The organism is Enterobacter dykesii, from assembly GCF_008364625.2.
In the GTDB taxonomy this organism is placed as follows: Bacteria; Pseudomonadota; Gammaproteobacteria; order Enterobacterales; family Enterobacteriaceae; genus Enterobacter; species Enterobacter dykesii.
In genome coordinates this window covers 1691426-1707726 of sequence record NZ_CP126604.1, presented here as the reverse complement: position 1 = coordinate 1707726, position 16301 = coordinate 1691426, and the positions used below count along the sequence as shown (strand labels likewise).

The 16301-nt window shown below is 56.8% G+C and carries 13 protein-coding genes; 5 read left to right on the top strand and 8 right to left on the bottom strand.

Translation table 11 applies throughout. The annotated features are described in order from the left end of the window. Window positions 1–8: 8 nt before the first annotated feature. Complete coding sequence (locus F0320_RS08060; protein WP_126328248.1) at window positions 9–1238, bottom strand: EAL and HDOD domain-containing protein; 1230 nt, start codon at window positions 1236–1238, stop codon at window positions 9–11. Window positions 1239–1475: 237 nt separating this feature from the next. Between F0320_RS08060 and F0320_RS08055 the strand changes: the two genes are divergently transcribed. Continuing rightward, the gene (locus F0320_RS08055) at window positions 1476–3407 is read left to right on the top strand and encodes a methyl-accepting chemotaxis protein (RefSeq protein ID WP_126328247.1); all 1932 of its coding nucleotides are present in this window, start codon (window positions 1476–1478) and stop codon (window positions 3405–3407) included. A gap of 45 nt (window positions 3408–3452) precedes the next feature. Here F0320_RS08055 and cobB read toward each other — a convergent pair whose 3' ends face one another. Genes cobB through lolC form a run of 5 tightly spaced genes read right to left on the bottom strand, consistent with a single transcriptional unit; the run spans window position 3453 to window position 8391 of the window. Further along, window positions 3453–4274: a Sir2 family NAD+-dependent deacetylase gene (cobB, locus tag F0320_RS08050; RefSeq protein WP_126328246.1), complete on the bottom strand. Its 822-nt coding sequence runs from the start codon at window positions 4272–4274 to the stop codon at window positions 3453–3455. Between the two features lie 14 nt (window positions 4275–4288). Beyond that, complete coding sequence (gene nagK, locus F0320_RS08045; protein WP_126328245.1) at window positions 4289–5200, bottom strand: N-acetylglucosamine kinase; 912 nt, start codon at window positions 5198–5200, stop codon at window positions 4289–4291. Window positions 5201–5253: 53 nt separating this feature from the next. Beyond that, window positions 5254–6498 (bottom strand): lipoprotein-releasing ABC transporter permease subunit LolE, encoded by a 1245-nt coding sequence (lolE, locus tag F0320_RS08040; RefSeq protein ID WP_047651844.1) that lies wholly within the window; start codon window positions 6496–6498, stop codon window positions 5254–5256. Continuing rightward, entirely contained in the window at window positions 6498–7199 is a 702-nt protein-coding gene (gene lolD / locus F0320_RS08035) for a lipoprotein-releasing ABC transporter ATP-binding protein LolD (RefSeq protein WP_010429765.1), read from the bottom strand. The genes lolE and lolD overlap by 1 nt, the downstream gene beginning before the upstream one ends. Next, entirely contained in the window at window positions 7192–8391 is a 1200-nt protein-coding gene (gene lolC / locus F0320_RS08030; protein ID WP_126328244.1) for a lipoprotein-releasing ABC transporter permease subunit LolC, read from the bottom strand. The genes lolD and lolC overlap by 8 nt, the downstream gene beginning before the upstream one ends. A 256-nt stretch (window positions 8392–8647) precedes the next feature. Between lolC and F0320_RS08025 the strand changes: the two genes are divergently transcribed. The 3 genes from F0320_RS08025 to ldtC all read left to right on the top strand — a co-directional run bounded on the left by F0320_RS08025 (window position 8648) and on the right by ldtC (window position 14430). Further along, entirely contained in the window at window positions 8648–9721 is a 1074-nt protein-coding gene (locus tag F0320_RS08025) for an acyltransferase family protein (protein ID WP_126328243.1), read from the top strand. Window positions 9722–9869: 148 nt separating this feature from the next. Beyond that, window positions 9870–13316: a transcription-repair coupling factor gene (gene mfd / locus F0320_RS08020; protein ID WP_149323876.1), complete on the top strand. Its 3447-nt coding sequence runs from the start codon at window positions 9870–9872 to the stop codon at window positions 13314–13316. A gap of 148 nt (window positions 13317–13464) precedes the next feature. Next, on the top strand, window positions 13465–14430 hold the full coding sequence (gene ldtC / locus F0320_RS08015) for a L,D-transpeptidase LdtC (RefSeq protein ID WP_063144617.1): 966 nt from the start codon (window positions 13465–13467) through the stop codon (window positions 14428–14430). Window positions 14431–14505: 75 nt separating this feature from the next. Here ldtC and bhsA read toward each other — a convergent pair whose 3' ends face one another. Continuing rightward, complete coding sequence (gene bhsA / locus F0320_RS08010) at window positions 14506–14763, bottom strand: multiple stress resistance protein BhsA (protein ID WP_023616599.1); 258 nt, start codon at window positions 14761–14763, stop codon at window positions 14506–14508. A 244-nt stretch (window positions 14764–15007) separates the two neighbouring features. On the opposite strand from bhsA, the gene comR reads away from it, so the two are divergent. Further along, on the top strand, window positions 15008–15643 hold the full coding sequence (gene comR / locus F0320_RS08005) for a TetR family copper-responsive transcriptional repressor ComR (protein ID WP_028015740.1): 636 nt from the start codon (window positions 15008–15010) through the stop codon (window positions 15641–15643). A 58-nt stretch (window positions 15644–15701) separates the two neighbouring features. On the opposite strand, the gene F0320_RS08000 is transcribed toward comR, so the two are convergent. Next, window positions 15702–16241, bottom strand: a complete 540-nt coding sequence (locus tag F0320_RS08000; protein ID WP_008500779.1) for a glycine zipper 2TM domain-containing protein — start codon at window positions 16239–16241, stop codon at window positions 15702–15704. Between the last annotated feature and the right edge of the window lie 60 nt (window positions 16242–16301).

Here is a 16301-nt window from a genome sequence, read left to right as displayed (position 1 = left end):
GAGGAGGATTAACTGACCGCATTCTCCCCTGCCCAAATTGTCGCCTTTCTCATCGCCTCAACCACGTCCTCATCCGACAGACCAAGCGCCTGACGAACCCGGGTCGCCTCGTCCCATTGCTGCTGTTCATAATAACGGCACAGGTTAATCATGTCGGCTAACTGCCCCTCCTGATGGCACAGCGCGTTGCTCACGCTCTGCGGCACCGCAATTTGCTTCATCAACTCGGCCATCGGCTGTTCAAGGAGGGTATCGAGCAGCGAAAACAGGCCGCACATAAAGGCATTTTCAGCCAGCATCGGTTCGTTCATCGTCTCGGCTATCAGCTCGCAGAACTTACCGCGCATCATGCTCAGCGGGTAAAGCTCGCTGACGGTGTCATTGCCCGCGCTTGCCAGGACCACGACGGCAACAAACCGTCTCAGCTGATTTTCTCCAAGGTATCTGAGGACTTCGCTCAGGGTTAACTTGCTGAAATTACAGGCGCCGACATGCTTAAACGCCGTATGCTTCATATAGCGCATGATTTTCCAGGACAGCGTGAGATCGGTTTTAATCAACGACTCGACGATCCGAAAATCGGGTTTATTGCGTCCGACCTCCATTTGCAGCCGAAAAATTGCCAGCTGATTTTGCGATAGCCGTTTATATTTAATAACCTCCGGACGGCAGAAAAAATAGCCCTGAAACAGCGAGAATCCCTCTTCCCGGTATTGGCTGAATTCCTCTTTAGTCTCAATTTTTTCAGCGAGATATTTAATATGCCCGGTTAAATGTTTACGATCTTTCAGATACTGTTTAATTTGCGCTAAGGTATAATTTCTGACGTCAAATTTCAGTATTGAAATATAGGGTAAAAAAGCATCCCATTCTGGCGCAAGGGTAAAATCATCAAGTGCAAACTGATAACCATCCGCACTCATCTCCCTGACGGCCTGCAACAGCTCCGCTCCCGGTACAGCATCTTCCAGGATCTCAATGACCACGCTCTCTTTATCCAGCGCTTCTCCACTGCGGTCTATGACCATTCGCGATGGGAAATTAATAAACGACGTATGTGCTCCGGCGATGCGCTGGGACGGCACGCATAAAAACTGATCTGATATCATCCTGGAGGTGGCATATTCCGCCGACACATCCGGAAAACGGTTTGTCATCCCATCTCTGAAGAGCAGCTCGTAGGCCACCGTCTTCATCTCAGGGTTAAAAATGGGTTGTCGCGCAATAAATCCGTACATATCCCATCCTCCTCTACAACTTTATATTTATTAGCATCCTCTTTCTACACCACGATAACGAGTTTTATCGAGCGCTATTTTGATTGAATGCACAAAATAAAAGCATCCACACTAATTAACAGGATTTTATATTCAGGTATTTAAATTAAATATACCCGGAGCTCTACAGAAAGAGGATGAAATATCCGATAAGTACTTTGTGCCTGCCCGACATGCACGACTTTAGGGGAAATGAGAATGAAAGACGCCATGGTCCGAAGACAAAAAATAAGCGTCAAGACGTTGATGCTGTTGTCCATTTTCCTCACCGTAACGGTGGGCTTTACGGCAACGATCGGGTTTATGATGTGGCAGTGGATGGCGCAGCAGGAGGTGCTGGCCAAAAAACATATCCGCCAGATTGCCGAGGTGCAAGCGTTGCAGGTCAGCAAACAGCTGGATTCTGCCCTGACTGCCGCGAGGGATATGGGCAACAGCGCCCTGGCGCTGCGCGAGGCGGGCGTGACCGATCGTCAGAGCCTGAACCAGCTGCTCATCCACTACCTCTCGGCTCATCCATCGTTTCTCTCCATGTCGATGGCCTTTGAGCCTAACGCGTTTGACGATAAAGATGCCGTCTGGGCCGGTCAAAGCGGTGAGGATCCTGCCGGGCGCTACGCCCGCTACGTCGACCGCGACGCCGCCGGCAAACCGGCATTACACCTGCTGACGGACATCGAAACGCCCGGCAGCGGCGATTATTATCTTCTGCCGAAACAAAGGCATAAAGATGTGATCATCGAACCCTATATCTATCCCTACAACGGGGTGGACGTGATGCTCACCTCGATTGCCGCCCCCATCATGCGTGACGGTCAGTTTCTGGGCTCGGTTACCTCTGACTTCTCCCTCGCCACGCTGCAATCGACGATCGGCGCGATCAAACCGTGGAACGGCACAGGCTATGCCCTGCTCCTCTCCGCAGGTAATAACGTGGTGTCCAGCCCGGACAAACGCGCGGCAGGCAAGCCTTACGCCGGTCAGATTGCCGGTCATGACGTCACCCGGGTAAACGATCCGCTGCTGAAGGAGGACGTGTTCATCACCTGGCAGGACATCGCCGTCGGTAATAGCCAGACGCCGTGGAAACTCGCCATTATCACCCCGGTCAGCGAAGTGATGGCCGAAGCGCGGGCATTTTTACTGAAAGCCATCATCATGATGGTGTTAAGCATCGTGGCGGTCAGCCTGGTGATGGCCCAGATCTTTACCCGCAAGGTTGACCGTCCGGTTGGGGGGGAACCTTCAGAGGCCGCCGGGATCGCCCTGGCCGTTGCCCGGGGAGATCTGAACAAAACTATCCCGGTGCGTTCCGGAGATACCCACAGCATTTTTTACGCCCTGCACACCATGCAGATGCAGCTCAAGCGCATCGTCGACAATATCAGCGAAGCCAGCCACTCCGTGCACGGCGGCACCAGCGAAATTTCGGCGGGCAATCTTGACCTCGCCTCGCGAACCGAGGAACAGGCGGCTGCGATTGTTGAAACAGCAGCCAGCATGGAAGAGATTTCGGTCACGGTGAAAAATAACGCCGACAACGCCCACAAGGCCACCACGCTGACCGATCGCGCCGCGAGCCTCGCCGGGCATGGCGAAACGCTGGTGAACGACGTGGTCGTGGTGATTGGGGAAATTGATGAGAGCGCGCGTAAGATCGGCGAGATTAACAGCATCGTCGACGGCATCGCCTTCCAGACCAATATCCTGGCGCTGAATGCTGCCGTTGAAGCGGCACGGGCAGGCGAACAGGGGCGCGGCTTCGCGGTGGTCGCAGGTGAAGTACGTAATCTTGCCCAACGAAGCGCTAACGCAGCGAAAGAGATCTCTCAGCTGATTGCCGAGTCTTCAGGGCGCGTGAGCAAAGGCGTTGAGCTGGTCAATGAAACCGGCGTGATGATGAAACAGGTGATTGAAGCGGTGTCGCATGTGCATCTGGTCATCAACGATATCGTACAGGCGCTGGACGAGCAGAATCGGGGGATTAGCCAGGTCAGCACCGCCGTTAACCAGATGGACAGTACAACCCAGCAGAACGCCTCGCTGGTTCAGCAGATCTCTGCGGCGGCGCTCTCGCTGGATGAGCAGGCTAAATCGCTCGAGAAGACGCTGGCGTTCTTCCATTCATAAATAAAAAGGCACCCGCTGGACGGGTGCCTTTTCACGCGATTGCCGTTACAGCCCTTTCAGCAGCTTGTCGACAAACTCCGGGACGACCGTGCTTGCCAGACCGTAGTGTTTCTCTTCAAACTCGCTGCCCACCTGGCTTGGCTCAAGATTGAGTTCTACCGTATGCGCACCGTGCAGTCGCGCTTCGTGGACAAAGCCCGCCGCCGGATAAACATGACCGGATGTGCCGATGGCGATAAACACGTCTGCCATCGCCAGCGCGCTGTAGATCTCATCCATTCCCAGCGGCATTTCACCGAACCAGACCACGTGCGGACGCAGGCGCGACGGGAACTGGCAGCAGTGGCACTTATCCTCTGGCAGCACGTCTTCTTGCCAGTCCAGCACCTGACCGCTCCAGGCGCAGCGAACCTTGAGCAGCTCGCCGTGCATGTGGATGATGTTCTTGTTACCGGCCCGTTCGTGCAGGTTGTCGATATTCTGCGTTACCAGCAGAAAACGATCGCCCAGCGCCTCTTCCAGCTTCGCCAGCGCCAGATGCGCCGCATTCGGCGCAACGTCAGGCTGCTGAAGCTGACGACGGCGGGCGTTATAAAACGCCTGGACGAGATCCGGGTCGCGGGCAAAGCCTTCCGGCGTGGCGACATCCTCCACGCGGTGCTCTTCCCACAGCCCGTCCGCCGCGCGAAAGGTTCGAATGCCTGACTCAGCGGAGATCCCCGCCCCGGTCAGCACCACCACTCTGGGTTTATCCATTGCTTCTGGCATCATTCTGTCTCTGAAAAAGATCCGCTGGCGCAAGCGCTCACGCAAGCGGCGTTTGTTTTTGCGAAAACGGCTGAGTCGACCCTGGCGACGCGACAGCATAGAAACCTCGTAAACTAATCGGTGAGATGAAGGAATGCGGCTCCGCGCATGCCTCCTGCGTCCCCGTGTCGCGCGCGTTCAATACGCGGCACGCGGGCAACCGGCAATAAGTGTCGGGGCAAACGCCCGGACAACCGTTCCGTAATCGCGGTAAAGTTTGAAAGCCCTCCCCCGATCACAAGCAGATCCGGGTCGACGATGGTGAGAATATTTCCCAGACACACCGCCAGCAGATCCAGATAGCGCTCGACGTGCTCACGCGCCTGCGCATCCCCTTGCTCCCACAGGGTAATGATTTGAGGGGCCTCAAGTTTCTGATGATAGAAGTGTTCGTAAAGCCATGCAAACCCGCGGCCGGAGAGATAGTTCTCGATGCAGCCGTGCTGGCCGCAGCCGCAGCGGGTCAGCGGGAAATCACGCCCCACCACTTCCAGCGCGTCCACCGACAGACGGATATGGCCAAACTCGCCGGTGATGTAGCTGCGCCCGGTGATGGGCTTCCCGCTGATCACAATCCCCCCGCCGACGCCGGTACCGAGGATCAGCCCCATTACCAGCGGATACTGACGGAACTCATCGTCCCAGGCTTCGGAGAGCGCAAAGCAGTTAGCATCATTGTCTAAACGCACGTCGCGTTCAAGGAGAGCAGAGAGATCGGCGCGGAGCGGTTTACCGCTGGCGGCAGGCACGTTGGCGGCATACAGCGTGCCGTCGTCGGTTTCGGGCATCCCCGGAATGCCGATGCCGACGCTGCCTTTGACGCCAAAGCGTTCATCGGCCTGCGCCACCAGCGCGGCAATCGCGGTTAAAAATTCGTCGTAACTTTCGCGCGGCGTGGGAACGCGGGTTTCCCACTGCAGCCTGAGGTCTTTATCAAACACGCCGAGCGCAATCTTGGTGCCGCCAATATCAAATCCGTAATACATAACGCATTCCTCTTTTAACCTGGCGGCCCGAAAGCCGCTAGATCATGACGTAATTACTGGCCACTTAATACCCTCGCCGGATCAATTCGGCTTGCGCGACGCGCCGGATACCAGCTTGCCAGCAGACTCAGTAAAAGTGCTGTAACCAGCACATAAAAAACATCCAGCCAGTGCAGTTCAGACGGCAGGAAGTCAATAAAATAGATATCACCCGACAGGAACTGGTGGCCGATAAGCTTTTCAATTCCGTTGATAATCGGCGTCAGCTGCAGGGAAACCACCACGCCAATCACCACGCCGCACAGGCTGCCGAACAGCCCCGCCAGCAAACCGTACCAGACGAAGATGGCGCGAATAAGGCCGTCTTTCGCCCCGAGGGTACGAAGCACGGCGATATCACCGCTCTTATCCTTGACCGCCATCACCAGCGTCGAGACGATATTAAAGCACGCTACACCAATCACCAGCACCATCGCCAGATACATAATGGCGCGGATCATCTGGATATCACGGTACATATACCCGTAAGTGCCGATCCAGCTTTTGATGTGGACATAGTTATTGGTCACCAAGCCCGCGTCGCGGACCAGCTTGTTGGCGTTAAAGACGTCGTTGACCTTAATAGCAATGCCCGTCACGCTGTCGCCCATATCGAGATACTGGCGCGCATCCTCCATCGGCACCATCGCAAAGCTGTGATCGAGCTGACCGCTCAGCTGAAGAATACCGGTGACGTGCAGGCGCACGCGCTTAGGCTGCTGCAGTTTGTGGTCGGCGCTGGCGTTGGGGATCATGATCGATACCCAGTCGCCCTGCTTCACCTTCAGGGCATCGGCCACGCCTTTACCCATGATGATCTGCTGCTCGCCGGCCTTAAAGTTGGCCCACGCGCCGTTCTGCACATAGTTTGGCAGCGCGCTGAGACGCGCTTCCTGGGCGGGGTTGACCCCTTTTACCTGAATGGCGCGCAGGTTTACCCCGCTCTCCACCAGCCCGGTAAAGTTGATGTAGGGCGCGGCCGCGGCAATGCCCGGCACCTTTTCGACTTTGGCGAGCGCATCGCTCCAGTTCGTCCACGGCTGGTTAACCGGCTCAATCTCCCCGTGCGGCACAACCGCCAGAATGCGGTTATTCAGCTCGCGCTCAAAGCCGTTCATGGCGCTCAAGCCGACAATCAGCACCGCCACGCCCAGCGCAATACCGATGGTCGAGATGACGGAGATCAGCGACACCATGCCGCCGCGACGGCGGCCGCGGCTAAAGCGTAACCCAATAAGTAACGATAACGGTGACGCCATTACTCAGCTCCCATCAGGGTCAGTTCCGCGTTCAGATGGCCGTCGCGCATCTCAAGCTGACGCCCCATGCGTTTTGCCAGCTGCAGATCGTGGGTTACGACCAGAAACGCGGTGCCCTGCGAGGCGTTCAGCTCGCCCAGAAGCTGGAAAATACTGTCCGCATTGCGAGCATCCAGGTTACCGGTAGGCTCATCCGCCAGCACCAGACGCGGGTTGTTGACCAGCGCACGGGCAATCGCCACGCGCTGGCGCTCGCCGCCGGAAAGCTCGGAGGGACGATGGTTACCGCGATGGCCCAGGCCTACCGCTTTCAGCATGTCGCTGGCGCGGGCGTTAATTTCTGCCGGTTTCTTTTTACCAATCAGCAGCGGCATCGCGACGTTTTCCAGCGCCGTGAAATCCGGCAGCAGGTGGTGGAACTGGTAAATAAAGCCCAGCTCGCGGTTGCGCAGCTCGGCCTTCGCCGCGGAGGACATTTTGCTCATCGGCTGGCCGGAGAAGATCACGTCGCCCTCGGTTGGCGTATCCAGTCCGCCCAGCAGATGCAGCAGCGTACTTTTGCCCGAGCCGGAGCTGCCGACAATCGCCATCATCTCGCCTTCACCCACGCTAAAACTCACATTGTGCAGCACGTCGGTTTGCACAGTGCCTTCCTGATAGCGTTTGGACAGGTTGTCGCATTGCAACAGGATCTTATTCATAACGTAAAGCCTCAGCGGGTTGAGTGGCGGCAGCGCGCCAGGAAGGATAAAGCGTAGAAAGCAGCGCAATGGCCATCGCGGCCAGCGCAATACCGACCACCTGCAGCGGCTCAATAGCCACCGGCAGCGCCGCGCCGTCGAGCAGCGCGCCGATGATCGGCATTAAGTTATTAAGCTGGCTGGCAAGCAAGACCCCCAGCACGGCGCCGAGCAGCGCGCCGATGATGCCTGCGCTGGCCCCCTGCACCATAAACACCGCCATGATCTGGCGCGGCGTGAGCCCCTGGGTTTGCAGAATAGCGACTTCGCCCTGCTTCTCCATCACCATCAGGCCCAGCGAGGTGATGATGTTAAAGGCGGCCACGGCCACGATCAGGCTCAGCAGCAGCCCCATCATGTTTTTTTCCATCCGCACAGCCTGGAACAGTTCGCCTTTACGCTCGCGCCAGTCCTGCCATTTAGTGCCGTCCGGCAGTTTTTGCTGGCTGAGGGTATCGACCTTCAGCGGCGCGTCGAGCCACAGGCGCCAGCCGGTGATATTTCCTGCCGGGTAGCGCATCAGGCGCGACGCGTCCTGAATGTTCACCAGCATCTGATAGCCATCGACTTCGCTGTTGGCGGCAAAGGTACCAATCACGTTAAACAGGCGCTGGCTTGGCAGGCGCCCCATCGGCGTAAACTGGCTGGCAGAAGGCACCATCACGCGCAGCTGATCGCCACGGTTGACGCCAAGCTGTCCGGCAAGCTGTTCACCCAGAATCACGTTGTATTTTCCGGCTTCCAGATCGGTCTGCTTCACGTTAACCAGATACGGCGTCAGCGGATCGTTTTGCGCCGGGTCAATACCCAGCATCACGCCGACCGCCACGCTGCGGGCGCTTTGCAGCACCACGTCGCCGGTCGTCAACGGCGCGACGCGCGTGACGCCCTGTAACTTCGCCGCGCTTTCCGGCAGCTGTTGCGGGTTAACCGAACCGTTGGATGATGAGAGAACGGCCTGCGGCATCAGCCCCAGGATGTTGTTTTGCAGCTCGCGTTCGAAGCCATTCATGACGGAAAGCACCGTCACCAGTGCCATCACGCCAAGCGTAATGCCAATAGTCGAAAGCCAGGAGACAAAGCGACCGAAGCGGTCCGCGGCGCGCCCACGCATGTAACGTAAGCCTATGAAGAGTGCGACAGGTTGATACATGAAATCCGTCTGTTTGCTGATAGCAGACCCACGAGTATATAAGCGAATCCGTTAAGCGTAAATGACTGAAACCGTAAGCTTTGGTAATCATTTTTCCGAAAAATTCAGATAAATCAGGATGCTATTGTCTGAATACTCACCTCGCAACCTCCACCTTTTCCGAAAAACCGCCGGATACAGACTGTTACCCATTACATCCCGGCTTCGTTTTACAACAATTGCTCGTTCGTTTATGGCAATAAGGTAGTGGCGAACAATGAAGCAAAAAGCATTATGGATTAACCAGATAAAAGGGCTGTGTATCTGCCTGGTGGTTATCTATCATTCGGTTATCACGTTTTATCCGCATCTGATCGGGCTGCAACACCCGCTCTCCGGCCTTCTCGCCAAATGCTGGGTCTATTTTAACCTCTATCTCGCACCGTTTCGTATGCCGGTCTTCTTCTTTATTTCCGGCTATCTGATCCGTCGTTATATTGACGAAGTTGACTGGCGAACCAGTCTCGACAAACGGATCTGGAGCATTGTCTGGGTCCTGGCGCTGTGGGGCGTCCTGCAATGGCAGGCGCTGACCCACCTGAACGCCTGGCTGGCACCCGGGCGTGAGCTTGCCACCGCGTCGAACGCGGCCTACGCCGACTCGCTCTCAGGGTTTGTACTGGGGATGATCACCGCCAGCACCAGCCTGTGGTATCTGTATGCCCTGGTGGTCTACTTCACGCTGTGTAAACTGCTGAGCCGCTGGAAGCTGCCGGTTCTGGGACTGCTGGCGCTGGCGAGCATCGCGATCAACTTCCTGCCGCTGCCGTGGTGGGGGATGAACAGCGTGGTGCGCAACATGATCTACTACAGCCTCGGGGCGTGGTATGGCGCAGAGCTGATGGCGTGGATGAAAAGCGTCAACCTGCGCCGCATCTGGCTGGCAACCGGGGCTTTCGCCGCTGTCTCAGTGGCGCTGTGGTTTGCTAACGTTCCGCTGCTGCTCTCATTGCTGTCGATTGTGCTGATCATGAAGCTGTTCTACAGCCTTGAGCAGCGCTATGCCGTTCACCCGAACAATCTGCTGAACGTGATTGGCTCCAATACCATTGCAATTTATACCACCCACCGCATCTTAATTGAGGCCTTTAGCCTGTTCCTGATCGGCGAGATGAATGCCGCGTACTGGCCAGTCTGGGCCGAGCTGTCCTTAATTCTGATCTACCCGTTTGTCAGCCTGCTGATCTGTACCCTTGCCGGGCTCGGGGTGCGTAAAATCTCCACCGCGCTGTTTGGGGACGTTTTCTTCTCTCCTCCGTCTACGCAGACACTGTTACCTTCAACGCGTTAAGCCCTCTCCGCCCCCGTTTTGGGGGCGTTTAGTCCTGCCGTGCGGTTACGATTTGCTTATGTAAAACGATCGAGGATAATAAAGACATTGCGTATCAGTGATATGCCCCAATACTGTTGGTATATCCATAAGAGACTCTGACATAGCCATGCCTGAACACTATCGTTATTCCTTGCCTGTCAAAGCGGGCGACCAGCGCCAGCTGGGTGAACTCACGGGCGCGGCGTGCGCCACGCTGGTGGCGGAAATCGCCGAGCGTCACCCAGGCCCGGTAATTCTGGTTGCCCCGGATATGCAAAACGCCCTGCGCCTGCACGACGAAATTCGCCAGTTCACCGATAGCCTGGTGTTCAGCCTGGCCGACTGGGAGACGCTGCCCTATGACAGCTTCTCTCCGCATCAGGAGATCATCTCCTCGCGCCTGTCGACGCTCTATCAGCTGCCGACCATGCAGCGCGGCGTGCTGATTGTGCCGGTGAATACCCTGATGCAGCGCGTCTGTCCGCACAGCTACCTGCACGGTCACGCGCTGGTGATGAAAAAAGGCCAGCGCCTGTCCCGTGACGCCCTGCGCGCGCAGCTCGACGGTGTCGGCTATCGCCACGTCGACCAGGTGATGGAGCACGGGGAATACGCGACCCGCGGCGCGCTGCTCGACCTTTACCCGATGGGCAGCGACCAGCCGTATCGTCTGGATTTCTTTGATGATGAAATCGACAGCCTGCGCGTATTCGACGCCGACACGCAGCGCACGCTGGAGGAAGTGGAGTCCATCAATTTACTGCCCGCGCATGAGTTCCCCACGGACAAAACCGCTATCGAGCTGTTCCGCAGCCAGTGGCGCGATAGGTTCGAGGTGAAGCGCGACGCGGAACATATTTATCAGCAGGTCAGCAAAGGCACGCTGCCTGCCGGGATCGAATACTGGCAGCCGCTGTTCTTCAACGAGCCGCTGCCTGCCCTGTTCAGCTACTTCCCGGCGAATACGCTGATTGTTAACACCGGGGATATCGACGCCAGCGCCAGCCGCTTTGAAAGCGAAACCCGCGCCCGTTTCGAAAATCGCGGCGTTGACCCGATGCGTCCGCTGCTGCCACCGGAAGCGCTGTGGCTGCGCACCGACGAGCTCAACGCCGAGCTGAAGCGCTGGCCGCGCATGCAGCTGAAAACCGATTCGCTTGCCGATAAGGCCGCCAACACCAACCTCGCCTTCCGGACGCTGCCGGACCTGGCCGTTCAGGCGCAGCAGAAGTCCCCGCTGGATAATCTGCGCAAGTTCCTCGAGTCCTTTACCGGCCCGGTGGTGTTCTCCGTTGAGAGTGAAGGCCGCCGCGAAGCGTTAGGTGAGCTGCTGGGACGCATTAAGGTAGCGCCGAAGCGCATCCTGCGTCTGAGCGAAGCGACCGGAAACGGTCGTTACCTGATGATTGGCGCCGCCGAGCACGGGTTCATCGACACGCTCAACAACCTGGCGCTGATTTGCGAAAGCGACCTGCTGGGTGAGCGCGTCGCGCGCCGCCGTCAGGACAGCCGTCGGACCATCAACCCGGACACGCTGATCCGTAACCTGGCCGAGCTGCACCCGGGCCAGCCGATTGTTCACCTGGAACACGGCGTTGGGCGCTATCAGGGGATGACCACGCTGGAAGCGGGCGGCATTAAAGGTGAATACCTGATGCTGACCTACGCCAACGACGCCAAACTGTATGTTCCGGTCTCCTCCCTGCATCTGATCAGCCGCTACGCGGGCGGTGCCGAAGAGAATGCGCCGCTGCACAAGCTGGGCGGCGATGCCTGGGCGCGCGCGCGCCAGAAGGCGGCGGAAAAAGTGCGCGACGTGGCGGCCGAGCTGCTGGATATCTACGCCCAGCGCGCGGCCAAACAGGGCTTCGCCTTTAAGCACGATAAAGAACAGTACCAGCTGTTCTGCGACAGCTTCCCGTTTGAAACCACGCCGGATCAGGCCCAGGCCATCAACGCCGTGCTGAGCGACATGTGCCAGCCGCTGGCAATGGACCGCTTAGTCTGCGGGGACGTCGGCTTCGGCAAAACCGAAGTGGCGATGCGCGCCGCCTTCCTTGCAGTGGAAAACAACAAGCAGGTGGCGGTGCTGGTGCCGACCACCCTGCTCGCTCAGCAGCACTTCGACAACTTCCGCGACCGCTTCGCCAACTGGCCGGTACGCATCGAGATGCTGTCGCGTTTTCGCAGCACCAAAGAGCAGACGCAGATCCTCGAACAGGCCAGCGAGGGCAAAATCGATATTCTGATCGGCACCCACAAGCTGCTGCAAAGCGACGTGAAGTGGAAAGATTTGGGGCTGCTGATCGTCGATGAAGAGCACCGCTTCGGGGTGCGTCATAAAGAGCGCATCAAAGCGATGCGCGCCGACGTCGATATCCTGACCCTGACCGCGACGCCGATCCCGCGAACCCTAAACATGGCGATGAGCGGCATGCGCGATCTGTCGATTATCGCCACGCCGCCGGCGCGCCGTCTGGCGGTGAAAACCTTCGTCCGCGAGTACGATAATCTGGTGGTGCGGGAAGCTATTCTGCGTGAAGTGCTGCGCGGAGGTCAGGTCTACTATCTCTATAATGATGTGGAAAACATCCAGAAAGCGGCGGACAGGCTGGCGGAGCTGGTGCCGGAAGCACGCATCGCTATCGGTCACGGGCAGATGCGCGAGCGCGAGCTGGAACGGGTGATGAACGACTTCCACCACCAGCGCTTTAACGTGCTGGTGTGCACCACCATCATTGAAACCGGGATCGACATTCCGACGGCGAACACCATCATCATTGAGCGTGCGGATCACTTTGGTCTGGCTCAGCTTCACCAGCTGCGCGGCCGCGTCGGGCGTTCGCACCATCAGGCATACGCCTGGCTGCTGACGCCGCATCCGAAAGCGATGACCACCGACGCGCAAAAGCGTCTGGAAGCCATCGCCTCGCTGGAAGACCTCGGCGCAGGCTTTGCGCTGGCCACGCACGATCTCGAGATCCGCGGTGCCGGCGAGCTGCTGGGTGAAGACCAGAGCGGCTCCATGGAGACCATTGGCTTCTCGCTCTATATGGAGCTGCTGGAAAACGCGGTTGATGCCCTGAAGGCCGGACGCGAGCCGTCGCTGGAAGATCTCACCAGCCAGCAGACCGAGGTTGAGCTGCGTATGCCTTCCCTGCTGCCGGACGATTTCATTCCGGACGTGAATACCCGACTGTCGTTCTACAAGCGCATCGCCAGCGCGAAGAAGGAGAATGAGCTGGAAGAGATTAAGGTGGAGCTGATCGACCGCTTTGGCCTGCTGCCCGATGCGGCGCGAAATCTGCTGGATATCGCGAGGCTGCGCCAGCAGGCGCAAAAGCTGGGGATCCGCAAGCTCGAAGGCAATGAAAAAGGCGGCGTGATTGAATTCGGCGAGAAGAATCACGTCAACCCGATGTGGCTGATCGGCCTGCTGCAAAAACAGCCGCAGCATTTCCGTCTGGATGGTCCAACCCGTCTGAAATTTACCCAGGAGCTGACGGAGCGCAAAACCCGTATGGACTGGGTGCGTAACTTTATGCGCCAGCTGGAAGAGAACGCGATCGCATAACCTCCCTTCCCCCCGTTAGCCCAGCGCTACGGGGGGACAATTTACAAACTCTTTGCACTTCACCCGATCTTCCCGACATACCCATTCGCCATAATTATGTTTAACGTCTTATAAAACAATAACCTTATCATTTATATGGATTATGGTGATGATGACCTCTTCGCGTTTTACTCGCTGGATGACCCTGTTTGCGCTGGCAGCCACCGTCGCGGTTGCGCTTCCCGCCCGGGCAAATACCTGGCCCCTTCCCCCTCCCGGCAGCAAGGTGGTGGGTGAAAACCGCTTTCATGTCGTTGAAAATAATGGTGGTTCACTGGAAGCGATTGCCAAAAAATATAACGTCGGTTTTCTGGCCTTGCTGCAGGCGAACCCCGGCGTCGATCCGTATGTCCCGCGCGCGGGGAGCGTACTGACCATCCCGTTACAGACCATCCTGCCGGACGCCCCGCGCGAGGGGATGGTGATAAACCTGGCCGAACTGCGTCTGTACTATTACCCGCCGGGTAAAAATGAAGTCACCGTCTACCCTATCGGTATTGGTCAGCTGGGCGGCGACACCCTGACGCCGACGATGGTCACCACCGTCTCGGATAAACGTGCGAATCCAACGTGGACCCCGACGGCCAACATTCGCGCCCGCTATAAGGCCCAGGGGATCGATCTTCCTGCCGTGGTGCCGGCTGGTCCGGATAACCCGATGGGGCACCACGCGATACGCCTCGCGGCATACGGCGGCGTCTACCTGCTGCACGGAACGAATGCGGACTTTGGCATCGGCATGCGCGTCAGCTCCGGCTGTATTCGTCTGCGCGATGACGATATCAAAACGCTGTTTAACGTCGTTACGCCGGGTACCAAAGTGAATATTATCAATACGCCGATTAAGGTTTCTGAGGAGCCGGGCGGCGTGCGGCTGGTTGAGATTCATCAGCCGTTATCAAAAAACATTGGCGACGATCCGCAGACGCTGCCCATTAATCTAAATGCCGCGATGGTAAGCTTCAAAACGAATGCGAATACCAACAGCGTGGTGATGGAACGTGCGATGGAAGCCCGGTCAGGTATGCCGACCGATGTCACCCGGCATCACGATGTCGTCCAGCAGTCGATGTAAATCAGAAATAAAAAAACGCCCTGCTCAGCAGGGCGTTTTTTATTGCAGTGGCATAAATGAGGGTTTATGCGCGGCTTATTTGTAGATGACCGCAGTGCCGTGCAGAGTGTTAGGACCGGTCACTGAGGTGATGCGGTAAGATTTTGCACCCATCTCTTGCGCTTTTTGCGCCAGCTGATCTTCCAGGGAACCCAGGTTAGTACCGGCAGAGGCAGAGATTGTCCCGACTTTGTGCTGGTCAGCAGGGGTGGATTGCACCTGTACAGCAGCAAAGCTTGCGAAAGAGAGTGAACTCAGGACAGCGGCAGCGATGAGAGTTTTTACGTTTTTCATGATGTTTACCTTTAGCAGATGAATTTGGAGGTCGTTAATCATTTAGTTAACGATCGATAGGTAAATCATAAATGTGATACAGGTCACACGTCAACATAATTTTATAACGAGCGTTAACTTAATTTTAAAATTGTTATTTTTCATACATATATGATTAATTTATTTTTAAGCATTCTGCACTGGTGGTGGGTTGCGTTTATTTTTATAATGGTCATTCACCAAACCAACAGAGGACCAACGGCAAATGACAACCGACGTCACGAGTTGTGCGAAGAAAAGCCGTGGCCGACCAAAAGTGTTTGACAGGGATGCAGCGCTTGATAAGGCCATGACTCTCTTCTGGCAACATGGGTATGAAGCAACCTCGCTTTCCGATCTGGTAGAAGCCACCGGAGCCAAAGCGCCGACGCTGTATGCCGAATTTACCAATAAAGAGGGGCTGTTCAGGGCGGTTCTGGACAGATACATTTCGCGCTTTGCGGCGAAACACGAAGCCCAGCTGTTCTGCGAAGAGAAAAGCGTTGAACAGGCGCTTCGGGACTATTTCACCGCCGTCGCGACCTGCTTCACCAGTAAAGATACGCCTGCGGGCTGCTTTATGATTAACACCTCTGCCACCCTTGCGGCGTCCTCCAAAGAGATTGCCAATACGGTGAAGTCGCGGCATGCGATGCAGGAGGAGACCCTCAGCGCATTTCTGGCTCAGCGCCAGCAGCGCGGTGAAATCCCCGCGCAATGCAATCCTCAGCTTCTGGCGCAATACCTGAGCTGTATTTTGCAGGGGATGTCAATCAGCGCCCGTGAAGGGGCCACGCTGGAAAAACTGCAGAATATTAGCGAAACCACGCTGCGGCTGTGGCCCGAGCTACTGAAAATCTGACGCAAAAAAAGCTCCTCAGCCTGAGCGCATGAGGAGCTAAATTCAGAGAACTTCTTTTTTACACTTTGTTATTCAGAACCAGCTGGCCGTTTCCATCCAGTGGAATTTGCGTGCCCGGGTCTTTATCCATGCGGATTTTGCCCTGCTGATCGCCAATTTTGTACGTCACGTCATAGCCCAGCATTTTTTCCGACTTGTCATAGACGGTTTTGCAGCGTTGCTGAGTCGTGGTGTAGGTATCATTATCCTGCATCGCGCCCTGCACCTGGTTACCGGCATAGCCGCCACCCAGCGCGCCGACCACGGTCGCTACGTCTTTACCCCGGCCGCCGCCAAACTGGTGACCAATCACGCCACCCGCTACCGCACCCAGAACAGAACCGGCAATGCGGTTTTCATCCTGCACCGGACGACGGTGCGTCACGGAGACGTTGCGGCACTCCTGACGAGGGGTTTTCACGGTTTCTTTAATCGGTGTAGCAGAAACCACCTGTGCATACTGCGGGCCGCGATCTAATACGTTGAGACTGGCAACGGCAGCCACACCTAACGCAGCCGCGACGCCAATCCCTATACCCGCCAACATTGATTTATTCACGGGACTTCCTCCTTTGTTGCTATTGGTAACAATTCTGCAATGGAGGCCGCACTTCGCCAA

Coding starts and splice junctions, on each gene's coding strand:
- nagK (WP_126328245.1), bottom strand. CDS start 5,200: ATGTATTACGGATTTGATATTGGCGGCACCAAGATTGCGCTCGGCGTG.
- lolD (WP_010429765.1), bottom strand. CDS start 7,199: ATGAATAAGATCCTGTTGCAATGCGACAACCTGTCCAAACGCTATCAG.
- F0320_RS08025 (WP_126328243.1), top strand. CDS start 8,648: ATGAAGCAAAAAGCATTATGGATTAACCAGATAAAAGGGCTGTGTATC.
- mfd (WP_149323876.1), top strand. CDS start 9,870: ATGCCTGAACACTATCGTTATTCCTTGCCTGTCAAAGCGGGCGACCAG.
- F0320_RS08055 (WP_126328247.1), top strand. CDS start 1,476: ATGAAAGACGCCATGGTCCGAAGACAAAAAATAAGCGTCAAGACGTTG.
- bhsA (WP_023616599.1), bottom strand. CDS start 14,763: ATGAAAAACGTAAAAACTCTCATCGCTGCCGCTGTCCTGAGTTCACTC.
- comR (WP_028015740.1), top strand. CDS start 15,008: ATGACAACCGACGTCACGAGTTGTGCGAAGAAAAGCCGTGGCCGACCA.
- lolE (WP_047651844.1), bottom strand. CDS start 6,498: ATGGCGTCACCGTTATCGTTACTTATTGGGTTACGCTTTAGCCGCGGC.
- cobB (WP_126328246.1), bottom strand. CDS start 4,274: ATGCTGTCGCGTCGCCAGGGTCGACTCAGCCGTTTTCGCAAAAACAAA.
- lolC (WP_126328244.1), bottom strand. CDS start 8,391: ATGTATCAACCTGTCGCACTCTTCATAGGCTTACGTTACATGCGTGGG.
- ldtC (WP_063144617.1), top strand. CDS start 13,465: ATGATGACCTCTTCGCGTTTTACTCGCTGGATGACCCTGTTTGCGCTG.
- F0320_RS08060 (WP_126328248.1), bottom strand. CDS start 1,238: ATGTACGGATTTATTGCGCGACAACCCATTTTTAACCCTGAGATGAAG.